Source organism: Ruegeria sp. YTSA072, from assembly GCF_059610285.1.
The window spans coordinates 138,107-159,438 of the sequence record NZ_JBXWNI010000002.1 but is presented as its reverse complement, the minus strand read 5'-3'; the positions used below and the strand labels follow the sequence as shown (position 1 = coordinate 159,438).

Annotated in this window: 27 protein-coding genes and 1 other RNA gene; 14 read left to right on the top strand and 14 right to left on the bottom strand. The window is 58.1% G+C overall.

The window, feature by feature from the left end; all coding sequences use genetic code 11:
* Window positions 1–17 precede the first annotated feature (17 nt).
* From AC2FIB_RS05015 to AC2FIB_RS05005, 3 genes are all read right to left on the bottom strand, one after another.
* Window positions 18–1,208: a toxic anion resistance protein gene (locus AC2FIB_RS05015; protein ID WP_058275612.1), complete on the bottom strand. Its 1,191-nt coding sequence runs from the start codon at window positions 1,206–1,208 to the stop codon at window positions 18–20.
* 29 nt (window positions 1,209–1,237) lie between these two features.
* Entirely contained in the window at window positions 1,238–2,152 is a 915-nt protein-coding gene (locus AC2FIB_RS05010) for a 5-bromo-4-chloroindolyl phosphate hydrolysis family protein (protein WP_496734012.1), read from the bottom strand.
* A 174-nt stretch (window positions 2,153–2,326) separates the two neighbouring features.
* Window positions 2,327–3,199: a pseudouridine synthase gene (locus tag AC2FIB_RS05005; RefSeq protein ID WP_496734013.1), complete on the bottom strand. Its 873-nt coding sequence runs from the start codon at window positions 3,197–3,199 to the stop codon at window positions 2,327–2,329.
* Here AC2FIB_RS05005 and AC2FIB_RS05000 point away from each other — a divergent pair.
* Window positions 3,198–3,647, top strand: a complete 450-nt coding sequence (locus AC2FIB_RS05000) for a nucleoside deaminase (RefSeq protein ID WP_282151698.1) — start codon at window positions 3,198–3,200, stop codon at window positions 3,645–3,647. The two genes, AC2FIB_RS05005 and AC2FIB_RS05000, sit on opposite strands and share 2 nt — an antisense overlap.
* 2 nt (window positions 3,648–3,649) lie before the next feature.
* Here AC2FIB_RS05000 and AC2FIB_RS04995 read toward each other — a convergent pair whose 3' ends face one another.
* Window positions 3,650–4,342, bottom strand: a complete 693-nt coding sequence (locus tag AC2FIB_RS04995) for a metal-dependent hydrolase (protein ID WP_496734014.1) — start codon at window positions 4,340–4,342, stop codon at window positions 3,650–3,652.
* 60 nt (window positions 4,343–4,402) lie between these two features.
* On the opposite strand from AC2FIB_RS04995, the gene AC2FIB_RS04990 reads away from it, so the two are divergent.
* On the top strand, window positions 4,403–5,059 hold the full coding sequence (locus AC2FIB_RS04990) for a ceramidase domain-containing protein (protein ID WP_496734015.1): 657 nt from the start codon (window positions 4,403–4,405) through the stop codon (window positions 5,057–5,059).
* Here AC2FIB_RS04990 and AC2FIB_RS04985 read toward each other — a convergent pair.
* Together AC2FIB_RS04985 and AC2FIB_RS04980 are read right to left on the bottom strand one after the other, a co-directional pair.
* Window positions 5,050–5,613 (bottom strand): DUF4202 domain-containing protein, encoded by a 564-nt coding sequence (locus AC2FIB_RS04985; protein ID WP_496841785.1) that lies wholly within the window; start codon window positions 5,611–5,613, stop codon window positions 5,050–5,052. The two genes, AC2FIB_RS04990 and AC2FIB_RS04985, sit on opposite strands and share 10 nt — an antisense overlap.
* A gap of 140 nt (window positions 5,614–5,753) precedes the next feature.
* A complete protein-coding gene (locus tag AC2FIB_RS04980) occupies window positions 5,754–5,918 on the bottom strand; it encodes a hypothetical protein (RefSeq protein WP_186437502.1) in 165 nt (54 codons plus the stop codon).
* Window positions 5,919–6,154: 236 nt separating this feature from the next.
* Between AC2FIB_RS04980 and gatC the strand changes: the two genes are divergently transcribed.
* The 5 genes from gatC to rnpB all read left to right on the top strand — a co-directional run bounded on the left by gatC (window position 6,155) and on the right by rnpB (window position 9,784).
* Window positions 6,155–6,442: an Asp-tRNA(Asn)/Glu-tRNA(Gln) amidotransferase subunit GatC gene (gatC, locus tag AC2FIB_RS04975; RefSeq protein ID WP_058275619.1), complete on the top strand. Its 288-nt coding sequence runs from the start codon at window positions 6,155–6,157 to the stop codon at window positions 6,440–6,442.
* A gap of 3 nt (window positions 6,443–6,445) precedes the next feature.
* Window positions 6,446–7,933: an Asp-tRNA(Asn)/Glu-tRNA(Gln) amidotransferase subunit GatA gene (gatA, locus tag AC2FIB_RS04970; protein ID WP_496734017.1), complete on the top strand. Its 1,488-nt coding sequence runs from the start codon at window positions 6,446–6,448 to the stop codon at window positions 7,931–7,933.
* Window positions 7,934–7,973: 40 nt separating this feature from the next.
* Complete coding sequence (locus AC2FIB_RS04965; protein WP_496734018.1) at window positions 7,974–8,672, top strand: hypothetical protein; 699 nt, start codon at window positions 7,974–7,976, stop codon at window positions 8,670–8,672.
* Window positions 8,623–9,333 (top strand): N-acetylmuramoyl-L-alanine amidase, encoded by a 711-nt coding sequence (locus tag AC2FIB_RS04960; protein ID WP_496734019.1) that lies wholly within the window; start codon window positions 8,623–8,625, stop codon window positions 9,331–9,333. The genes AC2FIB_RS04965 and AC2FIB_RS04960 overlap by 50 nt, the downstream gene beginning before the upstream one ends.
* 51 nt (window positions 9,334–9,384) lie before the next feature.
* Window positions 9,385–9,784, top strand: an RNA gene (rnpB, locus tag AC2FIB_RS04955) — RNase P RNA component class A.
* 8 nt (window positions 9,785–9,792) lie between these two features.
* On the opposite strand, the gene AC2FIB_RS04950 is transcribed toward rnpB, so the two are convergent.
* From AC2FIB_RS04950 to AC2FIB_RS04940, 3 genes are all read right to left on the bottom strand, one after another.
* Window positions 9,793–10,125: a GYD domain-containing protein gene (locus AC2FIB_RS04950; protein WP_058275623.1), complete on the bottom strand. Its 333-nt coding sequence runs from the start codon at window positions 10,123–10,125 to the stop codon at window positions 9,793–9,795.
* Window positions 10,126–10,193: 68 nt separating this feature from the next.
* Window positions 10,194–11,036, bottom strand: a complete 843-nt coding sequence (locus AC2FIB_RS04945) for a DUF2182 domain-containing protein (protein ID WP_496734020.1) — start codon at window positions 11,034–11,036, stop codon at window positions 10,194–10,196.
* Window positions 11,037–11,049: 13 nt separating this feature from the next.
* On the bottom strand, window positions 11,050–11,685 hold the full coding sequence (locus AC2FIB_RS04940; protein ID WP_496734021.1) for a DUF1326 domain-containing protein: 636 nt from the start codon (window positions 11,683–11,685) through the stop codon (window positions 11,050–11,052).
* A 315-nt stretch (window positions 11,686–12,000) separates the two neighbouring features.
* Here AC2FIB_RS04940 and AC2FIB_RS04935 point away from each other — a divergent pair, with 315 nt between their 5' ends.
* Window positions 12,001–12,705, top strand: a complete 705-nt coding sequence (locus AC2FIB_RS04935) for a DUF533 domain-containing protein (RefSeq protein WP_496734023.1) — start codon at window positions 12,001–12,003, stop codon at window positions 12,703–12,705.
* 126 nt (window positions 12,706–12,831) lie between these two features.
* Window positions 12,832–12,999, top strand: coding sequence for a 50S ribosomal protein L33 (gene rpmG / locus AC2FIB_RS04930; RefSeq protein ID WP_058275626.1), 168 nt, complete (start codon window positions 12,832–12,834; stop codon window positions 12,997–12,999).
* Here rpmG and AC2FIB_RS04925 read toward each other — a convergent pair.
* Window positions 12,992–13,210, bottom strand: a complete 219-nt coding sequence (locus tag AC2FIB_RS04925) for a hypothetical protein (protein WP_282119059.1) — start codon at window positions 13,208–13,210, stop codon at window positions 12,992–12,994. The two genes, rpmG and AC2FIB_RS04925, sit on opposite strands and share 8 nt — an antisense overlap.
* On the opposite strand from AC2FIB_RS04925, the gene AC2FIB_RS04920 reads away from it, so the two are divergent.
* Complete coding sequence (locus tag AC2FIB_RS04920; protein ID WP_496841784.1) at window positions 13,209–13,715, top strand: hypothetical protein; 507 nt, start codon at window positions 13,209–13,211, stop codon at window positions 13,713–13,715. The two genes, AC2FIB_RS04925 and AC2FIB_RS04920, sit on opposite strands and share 2 nt — an antisense overlap.
* A gap of 178 nt (window positions 13,716–13,893) precedes the next feature.
* Here AC2FIB_RS04920 and AC2FIB_RS04915 read toward each other — a convergent pair whose 3' ends face one another.
* Both AC2FIB_RS04915 and AC2FIB_RS04910 read right to left on the bottom strand, forming a co-directional pair.
* Window positions 13,894–14,670, bottom strand: coding sequence for a Bax inhibitor-1/YccA family protein (locus AC2FIB_RS04915; protein WP_496734027.1), 777 nt, complete (start codon window positions 14,668–14,670; stop codon window positions 13,894–13,896).
* A gap of 180 nt (window positions 14,671–14,850) precedes the next feature.
* Window positions 14,851–15,060 (bottom strand): DUF1127 domain-containing protein, encoded by a 210-nt coding sequence (locus tag AC2FIB_RS04910; protein WP_496734029.1) that lies wholly within the window; start codon window positions 15,058–15,060, stop codon window positions 14,851–14,853.
* 127 nt (window positions 15,061–15,187) lie between these two features.
* Between AC2FIB_RS04910 and AC2FIB_RS04905 the strand changes: the two genes are divergently transcribed.
* Window positions 15,188–16,069 (top strand): LysR family transcriptional regulator, encoded by an 882-nt coding sequence (locus AC2FIB_RS04905; RefSeq protein ID WP_108859372.1) that lies wholly within the window; start codon window positions 15,188–15,190, stop codon window positions 16,067–16,069.
* 8 nt (window positions 16,070–16,077) lie between these two features.
* On the opposite strand, the gene AC2FIB_RS04900 is transcribed toward AC2FIB_RS04905, so the two are convergent.
* Window positions 16,078–17,034 carry an NADPH:quinone oxidoreductase family protein gene (locus tag AC2FIB_RS04900; protein WP_472723203.1) on the bottom strand — a complete coding sequence of 319 codons (957 nt, stop codon included), beginning with the start codon at window positions 17,032–17,034 and terminating at the stop codon, window positions 16,078–16,080.
* 320 nt (window positions 17,035–17,354) lie between these two features.
* Here AC2FIB_RS04900 and AC2FIB_RS04895 point away from each other — a divergent pair, with 320 nt between their 5' ends.
* The 3 genes from AC2FIB_RS04895 (at window position 17,355) to AC2FIB_RS04885 (ending at window position 20,011) form a co-directional block, all read left to right on the top strand.
* Window positions 17,355–17,726 carry a helix-turn-helix domain-containing protein gene (locus AC2FIB_RS04895; protein WP_058275630.1) on the top strand — a complete coding sequence of 124 codons (372 nt, stop codon included), beginning with the start codon at window positions 17,355–17,357 and terminating at the stop codon, window positions 17,724–17,726.
* Window positions 17,727–17,770: 44 nt separating this feature from the next.
* Entirely contained in the window at window positions 17,771–18,562 is a 792-nt protein-coding gene (hisN, locus tag AC2FIB_RS04890) for a histidinol-phosphatase (RefSeq protein WP_496734040.1), read from the top strand.
* A 114-nt stretch (window positions 18,563–18,676) separates the two neighbouring features.
* Complete coding sequence (locus AC2FIB_RS04885; RefSeq protein ID WP_496734042.1) at window positions 18,677–20,011, top strand: 8-oxoguanine deaminase; 1,335 nt, start codon at window positions 18,677–18,679, stop codon at window positions 20,009–20,011.
* On the opposite strand, the gene guaD is transcribed toward AC2FIB_RS04885, so the two are convergent.
* Window positions 20,008–21,297, bottom strand: coding sequence for a guanine deaminase (guaD, locus tag AC2FIB_RS04880; protein ID WP_496734043.1), 1,290 nt, complete (start codon window positions 21,295–21,297; stop codon window positions 20,008–20,010). The two genes, AC2FIB_RS04885 and guaD, sit on opposite strands and share 4 nt — an antisense overlap.
* Window positions 21,298–21,332 lie beyond the last annotated feature (35 nt).

The window sequence follows — 21,332 nt, the reverse complement described above, 5'->3', positions numbered from 1 at the left end:
GCACGTCCAGCCTGCCTTTAGCTCGAAACCGCAGTTCCAGCGTTGTCGCCGACGCCGTCTTTGCGCGCCTTGGCAGAGGCAAGGGTGTCGCGTAGCTCGGTCTCCATCTTCTGCAGCTCCTGTTCGGCTGCGGCGCGTTTGGCCTTGCCTTCGTCAGCAATTGCAAGGCTTTCGTTGATCGTACCGATCAGGTCAGCATTGGCTTGCTTGACCGCCTCGATATCAAACACACCGCGTTCCATTTCCTCGCGGATCATCTTGTTCGACTCACGCAGGTTCGCCGCGTTCGAGGTCAGCAGCTCATTCGTCAGGTCATTCGCATCACGCACGGCCGCGGCCGCCTCGGCGCTACGCTGGATGGTGACGGCCTGCGCCAGTTGCGTTTCCCACAACGGCACGGTGTTGACGAGGGTTGAGTTGATCTTGGTCACCAGCGACTTGTCATTTTCCTGCACCAACCGGATCGAGGGCAGCGATTGCATCGTCACCTGTCGTGTCAGCTTCAGGTCGTGAACACGCCGTTCCAGATCATCCCGCGCTGCACGCAGGTCACGCAGCTCTTGCGCTTTCATAACTTGTTGGTCTTCGGGCGCGGCCTGAACTTCGGCTTCTTTTTCGGGAATATTCTGGCTGTCCAGCTCGGTCAGTTTTTCTTCGCCTGCTGCGATATACAGCGCAAGCTCGTCATAAAAGCCCAGCGTCTTTTCATACAACAGGTCCAGCGACTTGATGTCTTTCAGCAGCGTATGCTCGTGGCCCAGCAAGTCGTCGGTGATCCTGTCGATCTGCCCCTGAACATCTTCAAACTTGGCGGTAAACTGGGCGAAAGGCGCAGCCTTGCCCAACAGCTTTTCCCACCAGCTGCGTTCGCGCCGGACATCCAGCTCACTGACTGAAAACCCGCGGATCGTCGTGACGATATTGCGCAGACTGTCCCCGGCAGGTCCGACATCTTTGTTGCGGACATCCGCCAGCATGGCCTGGCTGATTTCCTGCAATTCCGCCTGGGCAGACGACCCGAACGCGACGATGGAATTGGTGTTATCCATGTCGATCTCGTCCATGCGCTTGCGGATTTCGGCGCTGACAGGTTCATCGGCCTCCTCAAGCAAAACGATTTCGGCGGTCGGGTCGGGCAAGGTGACAGCGGTCACTTCCTGCACAAGCGTTTCAGCCTCGACCGCCTTATTCTTGATGTCATCGGACATGGGGTAATCCTCTCTCAAATTGTGGCCGGTCAGTCCAACCGGACGCCTTCGCGTTGCAGCCTTTCGCGCAACACATCAATTTCAACCGTCAGATCACTGCGGTCGTCCAAAAGCAACTTGCGGGTACGCGCCGCGAAATTCTGTTCAAGATCATCCAGGAGGGACGAATAATCCTCCAGCGCCTGCGCATCTCGGGTGCGGGCATAAACGTCAGCAAACTTGACCGTCGCGTCACGCGCGCCCTTTAAGTAAACGGTCAGGTATTTACGCGCACCGGCCAGATCGCGGGGGTCTTCCTCGACCGTGCGGAACAGGTCGCGGGCGGTATCCTGAAACCGTTCAACCCGGGCTTCGATCCTGCGGTCGCCCGCACGTTTGACGGCGTCGGTCATCTCGGACAGGTGCGTTTCGGCGTCTTCAACTACGCGGGCAACGCGGTCTTGCTGAAAGGTGTCGATGCCCTCCATACCCTTGTCTTTCATCGGATCAATTCCGAATGAGGCTGAGTGGAGGGCACCAGCTACCAAGCCGAAAAGGATCGGTGCAATAAGGCTAGCCTCGGACGCTGTGGCTGCATCCAGAAATTCTGTGCGGTATGCGGCCAACCCGATCCCAAGCCCGGTCAGGAGACTGGAGAATATTTTTCTGGGAAACGCCGGGCGACGGGCGGTGCGCCGGGCATTATAGGCAGACTCGGCCCGCAATCCTTCACGCAAGAGGAATGCCGCGCCGGTCAAAACGCCGGCTGCAATCAGCCCGATTGTCATGCCAACTGCGCCGTCGTTCAGTGACAGGAACACCAAAGGGATCGCGGGCAAGAACAAAAGGTTGGCGCGGGCGCCAGCAGGTTCGACGCGTGCGCCGTCAAACTGGCCACGCGGGTTTTGGTCTGGCTGTGCCGGGTCGCCTTGAGGGCTGTATTTTCCGCCATACCGTTTGGTCATGCGCTCACAAGCCCCCTAGCAGGCCAGTGCACACGCCAAGCATTAGTGCCAACAGCACAACATAGGCTAATTTTTGCACTCCGGTCCCGGACATGGCGCCCCCCAAGTATGCCCCTTGGGGAAATCTAGGCCATGAGAGGCCGTGGCGCTAGGGGGAAGGTTGCCTAACCTGCGTCACTTGCGAGGTTTCTTGCCGATTTGGGGGCGTTTTCGCTGTGGTCGCGCGGGTCGTTTGGTCGATGCTTCGGGCTCGGCTTCCAGACCCAGCTGATCCCGCATGACCCGACGGCGGATTTCCTCGACCTCACCAGGTTTCAGGCTTCCCAGTTGGAACGGGCCGTAAGATACGCGCAGCAGCCGGTTCACCGCAAAACCGATATCTTCTATCGCGCGACGAATTTCGCGGTTTTTGCCTTCGCGCAGACCAATGGTCAGCCACGCATTCGCGCCTTGCTGGCGGTCAAGCGTGACAGTCATGGGTTGAAAACGCTCACCTTCGATCACCAAGCCCTTGCGCAAGGGTTCGAAATCCTCATCCTTGGGGCGGCCATTTACACGCACGCGGTATTTGCGCAGCCATCCTGTTGCGGGCAGTTCCAGCTTGCGCTTGATGCCGCCATCATTTGTTAACAGCAGCAACCCTTCCGAGTTCAGGTCCAACCGCCCGACACTCATGACCCGGGGCATATCCTCGGGCAGTTTGTCAAAAATGGTCGCGCGCCCCTTTTCGTCACGTGTCGTTGTAACCAGACCAGAAGGCTTGTGATACAGCCACAGGCGCGAAGGTTCCGGCTCCGACACCGGTTTGCCGTCGACAAAAATCTTGTCCTTGGCGGTGACGTTCAGCGCGGGGCTGTCGATGGTCTTGCCGTTTACACTCACACGACCTGCTTCGATCATGCGTTCAGCTTCGCGGCGCGAGGCAACGCCTGCGCGGGCAAGGACTTTGGCGATCCGGTCGCCGGGAGGAGGGGTTTTGGTCATCCGCAGCCCATAGCGCATCCCGGCCGCTTGCGAAAGACAGGTTTCTGATGCAGTCAGAGGCATGGTATTCAGATCGCACATGGATAAGGCGCTGGTTGAAGCGCGCGCTGCGGCAGATCGCGGCGAAGTACCTGTAGGTGCCGTTATTGCCGGCCCCGATGGAGTGATCGTGGCCTCTGCGGGCAACCGAACACGAGAGCTGAACGATCCCACCGCCCATGCCGAGATCCTGGCCCTGCGTGCTGCATGCGCCGCAGCCGGATCCGAACGTCTGCCCGATCACGATCTCTATGTGACGTTAGAGCCTTGCGCGATGTGCGCGGCGGCATTGGCGGCGGCGCGTATCCGGCGCATCTATTACGGGGCTGCCGATCCGAAATCTGGCGGCGTTGACCATGGCGCGCGGGTTTTCACCCATACACAAGCGCACCACGTGCCAGAGGTTTACGACGGCATCCGAGGGCAGGAGGCCGCCGAGCTTCTGAAAGAGTTCTTCGCCGCACGGCGTTGACCCTAAATGGTAATGGCCTTCATCACCTCGGGTTCGATGACATCGACCCCCGGCAACCCATCGACCAGCGCCTGAGCTGATTGTTCGAGGATCGGGAAGGTCTTGTAATGGCAAGGAATCACGGTCTTGAAATTGAAATACCGCTTGGCCGCATACGCCGCGCCCTTCATGTCCATCGTGAAATGACCGCCTGCCGACAGGATGCCGATATCGGGTTTGTAGTAATCCCCCATCCAATCCATATCGGCCATGATATCTGTATCGCCAGAGACATACAGCATGCGCCCTTCCGAGGCGATCATGAACCCGACCTCGCTGCCGCCGGTGCGCAACCCGTCGGGCGTGGAAAAGGTTGAACTGTGCGAGGCCGGAACCATTGACACTTTGACGCCGTTCAGGTTCACGGTGCCACCTTTGTTGTAGCCGATAGTTTCCAGCCCTTCGGACTCGCTCCAAAACCCCATCAGGTCGTATTGTCCGACCACGGGGACGTTCAGGTGCTTGGCCAGCGATACGACATCGGCGACGTGATCGAAATGTGTATGCGTAAGAAGGATATGAGTCGCCCCATTTAGCGCGTCATCATGCTGTTCCTCGGACAAGACTGGGTTACCCGTCAGCCAGGGGTCGACCAGCAGAACCTGTCCGCCGGTTTCGATGCGGAAACTGCCGTGTCCCAGCCAAATGATGTTCATGAATTCATCCTCCCAAAACAAACTGTTGGCATTAACTTAGCATCGGCTATGTAAAAGTTCATGGACTGGTTTCAGGAAATTGATGGCTATTGCGAGCGCTTGTCGCCCGCCTATTGGGCCGAACCGATAAACGCGTTGACAAACGCGGCGTTTCTGATTGCAGCATTTGTCATGTGGCTGCGCGTGCGCGGGCAGGGGATGCCGCTGGCGATGCTGTTGGTGGCCATTCTGACTGCCATCGGGCTTGGCAGCTACCTGTTCCATACCCACGCGCAGGTCTGGGCCGCCATGGCGGATGTTCTGCCGATTTTGCTGTACATCCTGGTCTACATTTTCGCGATCAACCGGGACGTCTGGCACATGCGGCCGCCTACGGCCGGGATCGTGACGGCGCTGTTCATTCCCTATGCCGCAGCTACGGTACCCTTGTTCCAGCTTGTGCCGGGTTTGGGTGGGTCAGCGGCCTATGCCCCGGTGCCGCTGCTGATCTTGATCTATGCGTTCCTTTTGCGCCGCCGGGTGCCGGACACCTCCCGTGGTCTGGCCATCGGGGCGATGATCCTGATCGCATCGATCACCTTTCGTGCGCTGGACGAACCCATATGTGGGCAGATCCCGTTTGGCACGCATTTCATGTGGCACATCCTGAATGCCCTCATGCTGGGCTGGATGATCGAGGTGTATCGTAGGCACCTGACCCGCGCGGCTCAGGCCTGAAACGCTGCGGCCAGCTCCGCGGGTAAGTCAAATTCGGTCAGCACACGTGCGCGGCCTTGCTCAGACATCTTGCGCGCGGTTTTCTTGACAATGCTTTGAATTTTTTCGGCTGAGTGCTTTTTGGCGAATGGAGCGAAGTACCATTTTAGGAAAACGAAACAGATCACATCCTCCAGCGCCTGCACCTCGTCGTCACGCTTGATGCCCTGTTTGCGCAGCATCCGGCCAGCAGATTCGATATCTTCGGCAGAGTAGCCGTTCTGTTTCATAAGCCCCATCACGATCTCGGCGTGGTGGACGCCCTGCGCCTTGCGCCAAACCAGATATCCGGCACGACCTTCGGGGTATTCACTGCGCGCGAGCTTCCATCGTTCCACATGCTGACCCCGCGCTGCAATCTGCAACGGGTCCGAGGCGTCGGGGAACAACCTGTCCAACTCAGCGCTCATGCGCTGACCATAAAGCAGTTCAGCGGGCTGGCCGTCTTCGAGGTTGGGGTCGTGTGAGTTGGCCGCATCAATTGCGTCCAGAACAGCTTGCTTGCGCGCGTTCATCTTCCGCTCCGTTGGCTTGCCGGATCTGCAGGGCAGGCCGGCGGGTTACTTGTGGACCACCGTAGCGATACGCCGCGCGGAGCGCAGCAGGCAATTGCCGGGCCGGGGCATTTGGACCCGACCCGGTTTTGCGGGCTAAATTATTTGCCCGGTTTGTTCTGATCCTGGGTGACAGGTTCCGACACCTGATCGGGGAAAATCAGGCTGCGGGTCAGGGTGTCCATGCTTGGGCCAAAAGCGCCCGCCTGAGCTTGCGCAGCAAGAACCGTAGTGGCCAGTACAAAGGCAGTCATGAACGTTTTCATCGTTTTTCTCCATATTAGGCTGTGCCGTACCATATGAAATGAACAGTTCAGTTCAGTATTTCAAGATGCGAAGTGAACTAATTGGTTCATTTTTTGCATGAGAGTAATTAGAAATGAATGATCGGACAGGATTTATGGACCTTTGCCATGCGCTCAAGGGTGGATCAGCGCCTTGGCGGTCTTGCGACCCGGCGACCAGACAGGTAAATGCCCCCTAACGCATATGAGGATATCCGATGTCGATTGATCAAAGCAACGCCGCCAAGGTGGCCAAACTGGCCCGGATCAAGGTCGAGGATGACGCGCTGCCTGCGCTGGCATCCGAATTCAACACCATCCTTGGCTTCATCGAACAACTCAACGAGGTTGATGTCGAAGGTGTCGAACCGATGGTTTCGGTCGAGCCGATGCGCCTAAAACGCCGCGAGGATGTGGTCACTGACGGCAACCAGCAAGACAAGGTACTGGCCAATGCCCCCGATGCGCGCGAAGGGTTTTTCGCTGTTCCCAAAGTTGTGGAGTAAGACATGAGCGATCTGAACAAACTGGGCCTGGCCGAAGCGCGCGACGCTCTGCGCGCTGGCGACGTAACCTCTGTCGAGCTGACCGAATCCTGCCTGAAGGCAATCGATGACGCCGACGCGCTGAACGCTTTTGTCCACAAGACACCCGAAATCGCGCTGGAGCGCGCCAAGTCGGCGGACGAGCGGATCAAGGGCGGCGATGCACCGTCTATGTGCGGCCTGCCGATCGGCATTAAGGACTTGTTCTGCACCAAAGGGGTGCCTTCACAGGCGGCTTCGAAAATCCTTGAAGGTTTCAAGCCTGAATACGAATCTACTGTGTCTCAGCAACTGGCAGACGCAGGCGCGGTTATGCTGGGTAAGCTGAACATGGACGAATTCGCCATGGGCTCGTCTAACGAAACTTCCGTGTACGGCAACGCGGTCAGCCCGTGGCGCCGCGGCAATGATGATGCGCAACTGACACCCGGTGGCTCGTCCGGTGGCTCGGCCTCGGCCGTTGCGGCAGATCTTTGTCTGGCCGCCACCGGTACCGATACCGGTGGTTCGATCCGCCAGCCTGCTGCATTTGTTGGCATTACCGGCATCAAGCCGACCTATGGTCGGTGCTCGCGCTGGGGCATCGTTGCGTTCGCTTCTTCATTGGATCAAGCCGGGCCGATGACCAAGAACGTGCGCGACGCTGCGATCATGCTCGAGACGATGTGTGGTCACGACCCCAAGGATTCGACCAGCACCGAACTGGCGGTGCCGAATTTTGAGGCGATGCTGACCGGCGAGATTAAAGGCAAGAAGATCGGTATCCCCAAGGAATACCGCATGGAAGGCATGCCTGCCGAGATCGAAAAGCTGTGGGCCGAAGGCGCCGAGATGCTGAAAGCAGCAGGCGCTGAGATCGTCGACATTTCGCTGCCGCACACCAAGTATGCGCTGCCCGCATACTACGTGATTGCACCGGCCGAAGCGTCCTCGAACCTCGCCCGTTATGACGGTGTCCGCTATGGCCGCCGCGCGCAACTGGCGCAAGGCGATGGCATTACCGAGATGTACGAAAAGACCCGTGCCGAAGGCTTTGGCCACGAAGTGCAGCGTCGAGTGATGATCGGGACCTATGTGCTGTCGGCAGGGTTCTACGACGCTTACTATAACCGTGCCCGCAAGGTGCGAACCCTGATCAAGAAAGACTTCGAGGATGTATTTGCTGCGGGGATCGATGCGATCCTTACACCGGCAACCCCGTCGGCGTCGTTTGGATTGGGCGAGATGACCGAGGCGGACCCGGTACAGATGTACCTCAACGACGTCTTTACCGTAACGGTGAACCTGGCGGGCTTGCCCGGTATCTCGGTTCCTGCAGGTCTGGACCAGCAGGGTCTGCCGTTGGGGCTGCAGCTGATCGGCCGCCCGTGGGACGAAGGCGATTTGCTGAACACAGCCTACGCGCTGGAAAGTGCGGCCGGGTTTGTGGCCAAGCCGAGCAAATGGTGGTAATCCTCGGATCAGGCAAGACCAGCTAAGACGGAGCAGCTGAATGCGCTTTACGCTTCTGATCCCCGCAATCGGGCTTGTGGCCGCCTGTAACACGGTGGCCCCGGTCCAGGGTACAGGATTCAACACGCCTCAATATCAGGCGCAGCGCGAGGCGGCGCTAGCCGGACAGGGCTATACCGGCAACCCATTGACTGGCCCTGCTGAGGTTTCAGAACAACAATTGGGCGCACCCGGCAGCACTCCGACTGGGGATAACGCTGATATCGCGTCGGCAACCGCAGCTGCATTGGCCAATACTTCGGGGCAAAGCACGTTGACGCAAGCCCCGCTGTCCGCCGCCAGTAACAATGCGATCTCCGACGAACAGGATTTCGCGGCTGTATCAGGCCGTCGCACGATCGAAAACGACGCGGCCCTGATTCAACAGAACCGCCAGACCTACGAAGTCGTCACCCCAACTGCTGTTCCGCAGCGCGGATCGGACGGCCAGCCTAATATCGTGCAATACGCTCTAAGCACTTCGAATCCAGTTGGTACACAGCTTTACAGCCGCGCTGGTTTCAATCTTGAGGCCAAGGCGCAGCGGAATTGCGCCAAGTTCCCGTCGCCTGACCAAGCTCAGATCGAGTTTCTGGCCAACGGCGGCCCTCAGCGTGATCGCAACGGTCTGGACCCGGATGGGGATGGGTATGCCTGTGCCTGGGATCCCAGTGCATTCCGCAGTGCCGTCAACAACTGATCCGCAAGCGCCAATCTGGCACGCTTCGCCTAACTTCGGACCACGCAGGGACGGGCTGAAGCCGTCCCTGATCGTTTTGCACTATACGGCGATGAACAGCGCGCAAGAGGCACTGGACAGGTTATGCGACCCTGTCCACGAAGTTTCGGCCCATTACTTGATTGGGGGCGACGGGACGCTCTGGCACATGGTGCGAGAAGAGGACCGCGCCTGGCACGCAGGGGCCGGAGAATGGAGCGGTCAGAAGGATATCAACTCCCGTTCGATCGGCATCGAGTTGGACAATACCGGCAGGCACCCGTTTTCAGACCTGCAAATGCGCAGGCTGGAACAGTTGTTGCCTCAGATCATGCATCGCTGGGGCATTCGCCCATACGGTGTGATCGGTCATTCCGACATGGCACCCGGACGCAAATTTGATCCCGGGCCGCGATTTGACTGGCTGCGGCTCGAGCGCAACAAACTGGCCGCGCCGCGCGGACAAAGCGATGGCCCGCTAGATGCGCCGATGGATCAGTTTCGGATTCTGGCTCAATCCGCCGGCTTCAGCGCTGACGTAGACGACGAAACTTTGCTGTCTGCCGTTCGCCTGCGATTCCGTCCTTGGGCTACAGGTCCGTTGCAGAAGGCCGATTTCGCACCTCTGACCGCCCAATCCTGATCCGCTCTGCGCTCTTGACGCAGCCTGTCACAAAGCATACCCACCGCTTGCGCGGAGGGCCGGATGGCCGCTGGGGCCGCAAGGCCCGAGAGGAAAGTCCGGACTCCACAAGACAACGGTGCCGGGTAACGCCCGGGCGGGGCAACCCGACGGAAAGCGCCACAGAAATCAGACCGCCCCGGACTTCGGTCCGAGGTAAGGGTGAAACGGTGGGGTAAGAGCCCACCGCGCCGCTGGCAACAGTGGCGGCACGGCAAGCCCCACCGGGAGCAATGCCAAATAGGGTCCCCGCGCGGGCCGGTCGGCGTAAGCCGATACCGCCGCTAGGCACGTCCTGGCCAAGAGGGACCGGGTTGGCAGCTTGAGCCGCGCAGCAATGCGCGGCCTAGAGGAATGGTCATCGAAGGGGGCAACCCCGGAACAAGATCCGGCTTACAGGCCCTCCGCGCATAACTCAGTTCACTTACCGGGCGGCGTGTAAGCCCCGGTCAGCTTGGCAGCCTTCTTGGTAATGGCGGCAAAGTCCTTCGCCTTCCAGGCGCGTACTGTTTCAACGTTTGATACTGCACCCGAGGCCGCAACGGCCATTCCAATGGCTACTGCGTCAGTGCCATCCGGAACTTCACTTACGACCACCACGTCATTTTCGCCGGTCGTCATGTAAAATGCCAAAAGCTTGCCACCGACTTTTTTCAGCAACGCCCGGACGGCCGCCGTGCGGTCTGCAGGCTTCTTCAGCATTCCTTTGACGCCATCCTGCGAGTAGGTCGCGTAAGTTATGAAAATAGGCATAAGTCTTCTCCTTGTTTCAATGGTTTGGAACGCTGAAATTGGCCTGTTCCGCGGCCTGAAAACGGGACTTAAAAAATGCTCATAAGGGCGTCCAGGACGATCCAGAAACCCACTGCGATCAGCCCAAGACCGGTCAGGGTGGGCAACCATCGTGCACCCGGCAGCAGCTTTTCCAATGCGACGTAGACCGCAATTCCGGCAATCCAGTACAGGTTCATGATCCCGCCGACGAACAGCAGCGCCATCAAGGCCCAGCAACAGCCAAGGCAGTACAGCCCATGCAGCGCACCGGTTCGGAACGCGCCAAACGCTCCGGGTCGGTGATGATCGGCAATGAACCGGGCAGGGCTTTGACAATGCCGCAGACAGGCGGTCTTGAGGTCCGACAACTGGTACGCGCCTGCCATGATAAGGACGCAACTGGCGAATGTTTTGGACCGAATTGTCATCATTGGACCGTCAGACAGCCCAACACTTTCGAGGCCCCATTGTAGACCCGTCGCGGCAACGCTGAAAAAAGCCCAGGCGATCAGATAACCCGTCAGAAAGTAAAAGCTGAACTGCGCTGCCTTGTCCCGTTCGGGCCCCGCGCGTTTTATCGCTGAATACAGCAGGACCGCCGGGGCGGCGCTGGGGGTCATCATCGCAATCATCATGACCCACCACATCAGAAAGATCAGGATTACGTATTGCAGGCCCCAACCGGGCGCTTCACCCATTTGCATGGGCTCTCCGATCGGACCCGCCATCGTGGTCATTTCGGTGGCCGTCATGTTCATGCCGATCCCGGCGATGGTGTACCAGGCTGCAACCAGAACGATCAGCGACACACCGGCCAGCACGATGACTCGCTCACGCCGCATAAGCTGCTCAACCGCCCCGGTGCGGGGCGGTGTGGGATGGGATGTCATGATGACCCCCGGATCAGGCGCCCAGGACACCGTGGCCCGAAATGTTCAGGTGGGCCAGATGAGCGTGCGTCGCGTCAAAGGTCAGGCTAATTTCGCCGCCATGAGTCTTGGCAGAGCCCGAGGCAGCTTCGGCGTGACGGTATTCAAACCCGTTTGGCAGCTGAATTGACGCCCGGTGCGCCGCACCCGATACGATATGCGGAATCGGGCTGACTTCGACATCGAAGACGCCGTTCACCTTTGCAAACCCGGTGCGCTCGTCGCGGTTCCAGTTCAGCTCGATCGGAACGAAGAGCGTTTCATGTTTGGTCGGAGCCATGGCGCTGTAGACATACCAGAAGGTTGCCATTTCATCGGTATCTTCACCGGTCATGATGGCCTGCAGGGCCGCGCGCTGATCGGCGCTGGCGCTTTCATCTATGATCAGTTGCATCTGACCGTTGCCCTCATGGATAGGACCCGGCCAATAGTACACCCCAGCCGCCCTTACGCCCGCCAGATCTGTGTCCCCATAGTGACCGCTTTCGATGTCGAATACGACGACGGCCTCGCAATTGCCATGTGTCGGAAGTACGCTGAACTGGCAAGGACAACCGAAGTTGCAGTTACAGTTGGCCAGCTCTTCGCCCTTAATAGTCCATTCAGTCATGATGCCCCCTAAACAAATTTAATCGTGCAAACCCTGCTTGCACGGTTGCTTGCCTGTTCATGGTGCCTCGAAGATCGAGCCGGAAATTGGCTTCTTTGGATTGTGATGGCGCGGTTACTATCACACATTCGAATTTCTGACAAATTAGACATGCACTTGTGCGGGAATACGCCTGTTACATGTTCACTTTCTGATACGAAGCCACCATTGGTCAGCTTTGCGCTAGCGTTAGGGCATCTGCTTAATCCGCGGATTTTTGAGTCGCAGATATCTGCTATATTGCAAAAACGCATTTTGAATATTGGGAGGATTGTTATGAGTTTCATGAAGGCACTGGCTTCGGTCGCAGTTGGATTTGCTGCAGCAAAAGGCATGGAAAAGTACAAGCAAATGGGCGGGATGGCCGGTCTGCAAGATATGATGCAGGGCGCCGGGGGCGGCTTTGGCATGGATCAACTGGGCAAGATGGCAGAACAGTTCGGGATGCCGGGGGGTGCCGGTGGGCTGCAAGAGATAATTGGAAAGCTTGGCATGGCCAATCCGGCCGGGGCCGCAGGTCTTGGTGGGCTGATGAATGCCATGCAGGGGGCAGCAAAATCAGGCAGCCAGCAGACCGCCGACATGATGGATACGGTATTCAAAGGCACACCCGGGGGCGCGGCGATGGAGGAGCAGGCCAAGCTGATGCTGCGCGCGATGATCCAGGCAGCCAAGGCGGACGGAGAGCTAGATGAGCAAGAGAAGGAAACCATTCTGGGCGAATTGGGTGATGACATCAGCGATGAAGAACGCGCCTTTGTTCAGGATCAGTTGAATGGCCCGATTGATGTTATCGGCCTGGCTGCTGATTCCGGTGCGCCATTGAAAGCGCAGGTCTATGCCACGTCTCTGGCGGCGATTCGTCTGGATAACCAGCGCGAGGCCTCTTACCTTGTTCAACTGGCCACTGCGCTGGGTTTATCTGATGCCGAACGCGACCAGATTCACTCGTATATGGGCGCGCCGACACTTTCGACATAGGCCTGATCCCTGATCAGCCGATCATGTGCCCAATTGCCCTTGACACGAGCCGTGCAAGGCGTAAAAGCGCACGCTCATAGGAATTCAACCGAAAGGCCCCTGCCTTTTCGGACGCAGGAGATAACCATGGCGAAGCCGACGACAATCAAGATCCGTCTGAACTCGACCGCGGGCACGGGCCACTTCTACGTGACCAAGAAAAATGCTCGCACCATGACCGAGAAAATGATCGTTCGTAAATACGATCCGGTTGCTCGGAAACATGTCGAGTACAAGGAAGGCAAGATTAAGTAATCTGCCGTCCAACTTGGACAGAATGAAAAAGGGTTTCGCTGATGCGGAACCCTTTTTCTTTGTGCATGCGGCTGGGTGAAATGCCCGGGATCAGAAACTGGCCGTTGCAGTGGCGCATCAGCGTAACGGCTATTCGGTTGGGCGGCGGGTTGCTTTTTGGAACCCCTTGGCCATACGCTTCAGCAAATCGTTCCAAAATGTTGGTCGCCATGAAAAAAATCTTGTTATCCACAATTGCCGTATTCGCCCTTGCGGCTTGTGAAGACCCCTTTAATCGATCGGGCGTTGGCTTCACGGGCATCGATGGTGAGCCCCGGACCCTCTCGGATGTTCCCGGTGCGGTCTCGTTCCTTCCCGACGCCACTAATATTCCGGCGGAACTGGCTTTGTTGCCATCCATCCCGGTCGTAACGGATCAGACCGAAGCGGAAAAAGTAGCCCGCGTCGCGATCGACAATGGTGGACGCAGCGACACAAACTCAGTCGTTCTGACCGGTTCGGACATGAACTTGTTCTTAAGCACTGTCAGCGTGAACGGCACTTTGTTCGGTGTGCTTAGGACCGAAAACAACAGCACCCGTGTGGACAACAACATCGGCGCAGCTTTTGGCCAAAATGCCGAACAGTTTACCGGGTGCCTGCCTGCGGGTGACGTGTTCCGCAAGGGGTCGTCGTCGCGCAGCTCGGGTTTTGCGGTTGCTCTGAACTGCAGCTGATCGAACCAAAAAGATACAACTAAAGAAAGCCTCCACCGTGTTGGTGGAGGCTTTTTTTGTTCTTAACGTCACAAGTCTGCGCTGCCTGTTTGCCGTCTCGGACGGGATGCCATGCAGCGAGGCAAACAAAAAAAGCGGGCCAAATCTGGCCCGCCTTTGAATTCGAATTCCGGCTGTCTTATTCGCGGTTGCCGAACAACTGCAGCAGGAACATGAACATGTTGATAAAGTCCAGATACAGGCTCAGCGCGCCCATGATCGCGGCTTTACCCAACCATTCCTGGTCGCCCGAATGGGCCATCTGCAGGTAGGTGGTTTTGATCTTCTGGGTGTCATAGGCGGTCAGACCAGCAAAGATCAGAACGCCGATCACCGAGATCGCGTACATCATCGCGGGTGACTGCAGGAAGATGTTTACAACCATCGCCACGATCAGGCCAATCAGACCCATGATCAGGAAGGTACCCATTCCAGACAGGTCTTTCTTGGTGACGTAGCCGTACAAGGACAGCCCAGCGAAGGCGATCGAAGTAATCAGGAACACCTGAATGATCGACATGCCTGTAAAGGCAATGAAAATCCAGCTGATCGACAGGCCCATCACCGCTGCGAATGCATAGAACACCAGCTGCGCAGCTGAGGCGGACAGGCGGTTGATCCCGGCGCTAAAGCCAAAGATGAACGCCAGCGGTGCAAACATGATCACCCAGCGCAGCGGCGAGGTATAGATCGCGGCACCCAGCGACGTCAGATAGGTGCCCGAGTTGATTTGCCCGACCGCAGCCGACGGGTCGGTTGTGGTTGCAAGGCCGGAAATGGCCCAGGCCGCCATGAATGTAATCAGCATGCCCACAGACATCGTGCCGTAGACTTTGTTCATATGGGCGCGCAGGCCCTCGTCAATCTGGGCAGCGCGCGCACCGGTCGCCGTCCGGATCGTGTCAAATTGTGCCATTAAGGGTCTCCCTTTGCATATTTCTTGTCGGGCCACGATGTTGACCCCATTCCCCGCAAATATCGGCAAGTGCGGGCTGTGTTTCAAGGGTTTAACGGCCGAAACTGGCTAAAACACGCAACAAAAACGGCAGCCCGACGGTTCGCGCTGCCATTTACTGAGAAAAGGTGCGGTGTCGAATCACTTTTGCCAGAACTCCGGCGCATCCCAAATGGATCGTGACGCCTCGGCTTCGGCCTGTTGGCGGGTGATACCGATGTCTTCCAGGGCGCGATCATCAAGTCTGGCAAGCGTTTTGCGCTGACGCAGAAGGGAGAGGGCATCCCGAAGCGAGGACAACAAAGAGCGACGCTGCGGTGTGCAGCGCTGTTTGATTGCAATTTGGGTCATATTTATTGTCCTTTCTCTGTTTCATGATGGTTGATCGTGTTTCCATCAACTTCCTTGATTTATATGGCGCAACATGTCACATTTTGAAAATGAATATTTATGAAGAGATGCATAAGGATTTGTGAACATGCGAAATTTGGATATCACCACGCTCCGTTCCTTCGTTGCCGTTGCTGACCAAGGCGGCGTCACACGGGCAGCCGGATTTCTGCATCTGACGCAATCCGCTGTGTCGATGCAGTTGAAGCGGTTGGAAGAGCTGCTGGGCCTTGAATTGTTGGACCGTAGTGGGCGCACAATTGCGTTGACTGCATCCGGTGAACAGCTACTGGCCTATGCCCGGCGCATGATCGCACTGAATGACGAAGTAATCTCAAAGCTCACGGATCAGGCCTATGAAGGCGAGGTCGTTCTGGGCGTTCCGCATGACATCGTCTACCCGGCCATTCCGCGGGTATTGCAGCGTTTCAACGCTGACTTCCCGCGGGTTCGGGTGCAGCTGATTTCGTCATATTCCCTTCAGCTGAAAGAAATGTTCAAACGCGGCGAGTGCGATTTGATCCTGACAACCGAAGCCTCAGCCAGTGACGGATCTGAGACCGTCGCGGAACTGCCCTTACGGTGGATTGGGGCGCCAGGCGGGTCAGCATGGCGTAAGAACCCGATTCCGCTGGCTGTTGGGCGGCGATGCGCGTTTCGGCCCCAGATGATCTCGGCCCTTGATGCGGAAGGTATCCCGTGGGAACTGTCAGTCGAAACAGAAAACGACCGCACGATCGAGGCGACCGTCAGCGCGGATCTGGCTGTTCACGCGATGCTGGACGGGACCGAACCCGCACATCTTGAACAGATTGATACCGGAGGGGCATTGCCGGAACTGCCCGCCCACATGATCAATCTGTACGGAGGCGAGACCGGGCGCGGCGCCGTCGTCGAAGCGCTGGCTGCGCTGGTGCGTCAGAATTTTCGTATGCTGGGCAGTGCACCGCTCAAGGCTGTCGTGGGTTAAAGCGCCCGTCAGGGAGAAATAACCACTTTGCCGGTGGCCACGCGATCGCGCAGCAACTGCATGCCTTTGTCGGCCTCGGCCAACGGAAGTACGTGGCTGATATGCGGCTTGATCCGACCCTCGGCAAGCCAGCCGAACAGCGTGTCAAAGCTGTCCTGAACGATCTGCGGCCGGAACTTCAAATAGCCGCCGATGTAAAACCCAATCACTGTCAGGTTTTTCACCAACAGATGGTTGGCCGGAATTTGGGGGACGTCGCCGCCCGCAAACCCGATGGGTAACAGACGCCCTTCGGGGTTGGTTGCCCGGAACGCGGCTTTGAAGACATCCCCTCCGACAGCGTCATAGACGACATCCGCGCCGCCCAGTTCCTTGACGCGTGCGCGCAAGTCTTCCGAGGCGTCGATCAGGTGATCCGCACCAGCCGCGCGGGCCACATCCAGTTTTTCCTGCCCGCGCGCATGGGCAATTACCGTCGCGCCCATAAGCTTGCCGATTTCGACGGCGGTAAGTCCAACCCCACCTGCGGCCCCGGTCACCAAAAGGGTTTCGCCAGGTCGCAGATGTGCCCGGTGATCCAGAGCGATGTGGCTGGTGCCGTAAGCGATCTGAATCGCCGCTGCATTTTCAAAGCTAATTGCGTCGGGCAGGGGTATCGCGCGGCTCGCATCAAAAACGCCATATTCCGCCAGCCCACCCTGACCGGAATATACGGCCACGCGGTCGCCGACATTCAGGCGCGTAACACCGTTACCCAGCTTGTCGACAACGCCCGCAACTTCCATACCCAGCGTGAACGGAGCCTCGGGCGTGTCCTGATACGTACCCTTCTGCATTAGCAGGTCGGCAAAATTCAATCCGCAGGCTTTGATCGCGATGCGCACTTGCCCCGTGCCGGGTTCGGGAAGGTCAATATCAGCCAATTGGGCCGCGCTTCCCTGGGATTGAATCGTGAATGCCTGCATGATCGCGCTCCGTAATTTTGGGGCATAGATTCTTTTCAGCCAGGGTTTGTCAATCATTTCTCCGGGCGCATTGGTTGCTTTCGGGTGCCCGACAGCGGGTGCAATACGCATCGAAGCGTCAAAAACACACAACCTTAAATCTTTGTGACCGGAAACGAATTCAACCTTCTTGAAAAATTACCCAAATGCGGCAATATTGCGCTATGGTGCTGTTTTGGGGGTATGTTCCAAATTAGGGAGTGGTTAAGTGCGACTCGCTAGTGTTGCGATAAAAAGCAACGCGCGCCCCTAGTAGTTGTGTGTAAAAGAGGAGAATACCAATGACCCATCACGTCGATGTCCATGTGGGCAAGCGCGTCCGGCATCGCCGCTGGCTGATTGGCATGACCCAGCAGCAGTTGGCGCAGCAAGTTGGTATTAAGTTTCAACAAATTCAAAAGTATGAAACTGGGGCCAACCGGATCAGCGCGTCTCGCCTGTGGGACATTGCCGAGGCATTGGACGTTCCCGTCAGCTTTTTCTTTGAAGGTCTGGAAGAGGCCGAAAAAGAAACATCAGGCAAAAAGTCGGTTCCTGCCGATCTGATGGGGGACAAGGAAGCGCTGGACCTCGTGCGGTCCTATTACGCGATTCCCGAAAACCAACGTCGCCGCCTTTTTGAGCTGGCGCGGGTTCTTAGCGACGTCGCATAAATTAGCGGGTTGACTTCAAACCGTGCGCGCCTCACGGGTTACGCATGCAAGAGACCTCTCTAAGCGATCTGGAAATTGCAGAAGAAATGGCCGACGCGGCGCGTGCGGCCATTCTTCCGTATTTCCGGCAAACTAATCTGGACACCACGAACAAATTGGATGATGGGTTTGACCCCGTCACTATAGCCGACCGAAACGCCGAAAAGGCGATGCGTGCGGTTCTGGCGCGCTATCGGCCCGAAGATGGCATATTCGGCGAAGAGTTTGGTCGCGAAGAAGGCTCCAGCGGCCGGACTTGGGTTCTGGACCCCATCGACGGTACCCGCGGTTTTATCAGCGGTACTCCGACTTGGGGGGTTCTGATTGCTCTCAGCACAACTGACGGCCCGATTATGGGGGTGATCGACCAACCCTATATCGGCGAACGGTTTGTGGGTTCGGCGGATATCGCGCAGGTCACCGGCCCATCCGGAACGGCACCGTTGAAGACACGCTCGACATCCGCCTTGGATCAGGCGGTTGTTTTTACGACTTTCCCAGAGGTTGGCACACCTGAGGACCGCGCAGGGTTCGAAGCGGTGGCCCGGCAAGCAAAGTTGACCCGTTATGGCATGGATTGTTATGCCTATGCGCTGGTGGCGGCGGGGCAGGTTGATCTGGTGATCGAATCCAGCCTGAACGCCTATGACATTCAGGCCCCCATTGCAGTGATCGAGGCTGCTGGTGGGGTTGTGACTGACTGGCGGGGCGGTCCGGCCCATAATGGCGGGCGGGCTCTGGCGGCGGCGAATCCCGAGCTGCACGCGGTCGCACTGGAAATCCTGCGCAACTATTGAAACTGGTTGCCGCAATTTGGCCGGTCGGGTAGGTTCTACGCGGCTGGTTCTTATGCCCGTTTTCCGCCAGCCTTTGCACTTCTTGCATGAGACGGGCTGTTGCAGGAGGGCGAATTGACCGAAATCCTTATCAAAAATGCAGATACCATTCTGACGATGGATGACGCGTGGCAAGAGTTGTCAGGCGCAGACATTCTGATCGTGGGGGGGCAGATCGCGCAGATCGGCCACAACTTGCAAACCGACGGTGAGATCCACGATGCTGCGGGTTGTGTTGTGACGCCCGGGCTGGTGAATACCCATCACCATCTGTACCAAACCCTGACGCGGGCTGTGCCGGGCGGGCAGGATGCATTGCTGTTCGGATGGTTGCAGACACTCTATCCGATCTGGTCTCGTTTCGGCCCTGAAGAGATGTTTGTGTCGGCTCAGATTGGCCTGGCTGAATTGGCTCTGTCGGGCTGTACGCTCAGCTCTGACCACCTTTACCTGTACCCCAACGGCGCGCGCCTGGACGATACGATCGCTGCCGCCGCCGAAATTGGTCTGCGATTCCATCCGACCCGCGGCGCAATGAGTATCGGGGAAAGCGACGGCGGGTTGCCGCCAGATGCATTGGTCGAGGTGGAGTCCGATATCCTCGACGACATGACCCGCGTGGTTGACGCGTTTCATGATCCATCCGATGGGGCGATGTGCCGGGTAGGGTTGGCACCTTGCTCTCCGTTTTCCGTCAGCAGGGACCTGATGCGCGACACAGCAATCCTTGCGCGCGACAAGGGTGTGATGCTGCACACTCATCTGGCGGAAAATGATGAAGATATAGCGTATTCGCAGGCGCAGTTCGGGTGCCGCCCTGGTCAATATGCCGAAGATCTGGGTTGGACCGGATCAGACGTCTGGCACGCGCATTGCGTGAAACTGGACGGGGCCGAGATTGATCTTTTCGCCAGAACCCAAACGGGCGTGGCGCATTGCCCGTGCTCAAACTGCCGCTTGGGGTCCGGTATCGCACCGGTTCGAACCATGCGTGATCACGGGGTTCCGGTGGGTCTGGGCGCCGACGGTTCGGCCAGCAACGATAACGGCAGTCTGATCCTCGAGGCTCGACAGGCCATGTTGCTGCAGCGCGTTGCCAGAGGTGCGGATGCCATGTCCTCGCGTGAAGCGCTGGAAATCGCGACGCGCGGCGGGGCAGACGTGCTGAACCGCCCTGATTGTGGTCGGCTAGAGCCCGGCAAGCGCGCCGACATTGCCATATGGGACACGCGCGGGATCGAAAGCGCGGGCAGTTGGGACCCGGCCGCACTGCTGCTGGCCGGACCAATGAAGGTGAAACACCTGTTTGTCGAAGGCCGCCAGATCGTGCGCGACGGGCATGTCACGACGTTGGACCTGCCGCGCGTGATCGAACGGCAGACCCAATTGGCGCGCGCTTTGCAGGCTTAGGAAGACACGCGGCGACCGGCGATCCAAACCTCGGCAATCGCCCGGTCGTCGCCCATCATGATCGTGGGAAAGATCGCCTCCCACAGATCATCGGCGCAGGCTTCACGCTGGGCAATTGCAGGGGTTGAGGCTAGGTCGAGAACGACCAGATCAGCCTCCATCCCCGGTGCGACATTGCCGATGCAATCATCCATCCGCAGCGTACGCGCCGAGCCAACCGTTCCCAGCCACAGCAGTTGCGCCGCGTGCAGGGGCGAGCCGCGCAGTTGCCCGATTTCATAGGCCGAAGCCATCGTGTGCAGCATTGAAAAGCTCGACCCACCGCCGGTATCTGTTGCCAGACCAACCCGGTGCCCTTCGCGCATCAGCCCGTCCATGTCGAACAAGCCGGATCCGATAAAGGTGTTCGAGGTTGGGCAATGGATCAGTGAGGCGTCAACCTCGCGCAGCCGATCGCGTTCACGCGATTCCAGGTGGATGACATGGCCGTAAACGCCATGCGACCCCAGCAGCCCGAACTTTTCGTAGGTATCCAGATAGTCCCTCGCATCAGGGAAAAGCTCACGAACCCATGAGATTTCGTCTGTCTGCTCGCTCAGGTGCGTTTGCATCAGGCAATGCGGGTGTTCGGCCCACAGAGCGCCCATCGCCTCAAGCTGCTCGGGCGTGGATGTGGGGGAGAACCGCGGTGTGATGGCGTAGGATATCCGGTCGACACCGTGCCACTTCTCAAGCAGCGCCTGCGATTGGTCATAGGCCGTCTGCGGAGTATCCCGCAGCCCTTCGGGCGCATTGCGGTCCATGCAGGTTTTCCCCGCCACAACACGTTGCCCGCGTTGTTGGGCAGCCGTGAAGAACGCATCGACACTTTCGGGGTGAATGGTGCAGAAACTGCACATCGTTGTGGTGCCGTGCGAGGCCGTCAGGTCGAGATAACGATCGGCGATCTCGGCTGCATAGTCGGGATTCCCGAACTTCATTTCCTCGGGGAAGGTATATGTGTTCAGCCAGTCGATCAGGCGCTTGCCCCAGCTGGCGATCATCGCGGTCTGCGGGTAATGGACATGCGCATCTATAAAGCCAGCCATAATCACGTGCTGACCGTGGTTTACGACTTCGGCATCCGGGTTCGCGGATATCAAGCTGTCGGCCTCGCCGACTGCAGATATGCGGCCGTCTTCGATCAGGACCGCTTCGCTGATTGTCACAGCCTCTGTCGGCTCACCTTCGAATGGTGATCCGTTGAAGCTCAGGGCACGCCCTTTCAGCAGCGTTTTTTGCGCCATTTCCGTTCATCTCCGCCTGTATGGGACTGCGAAAC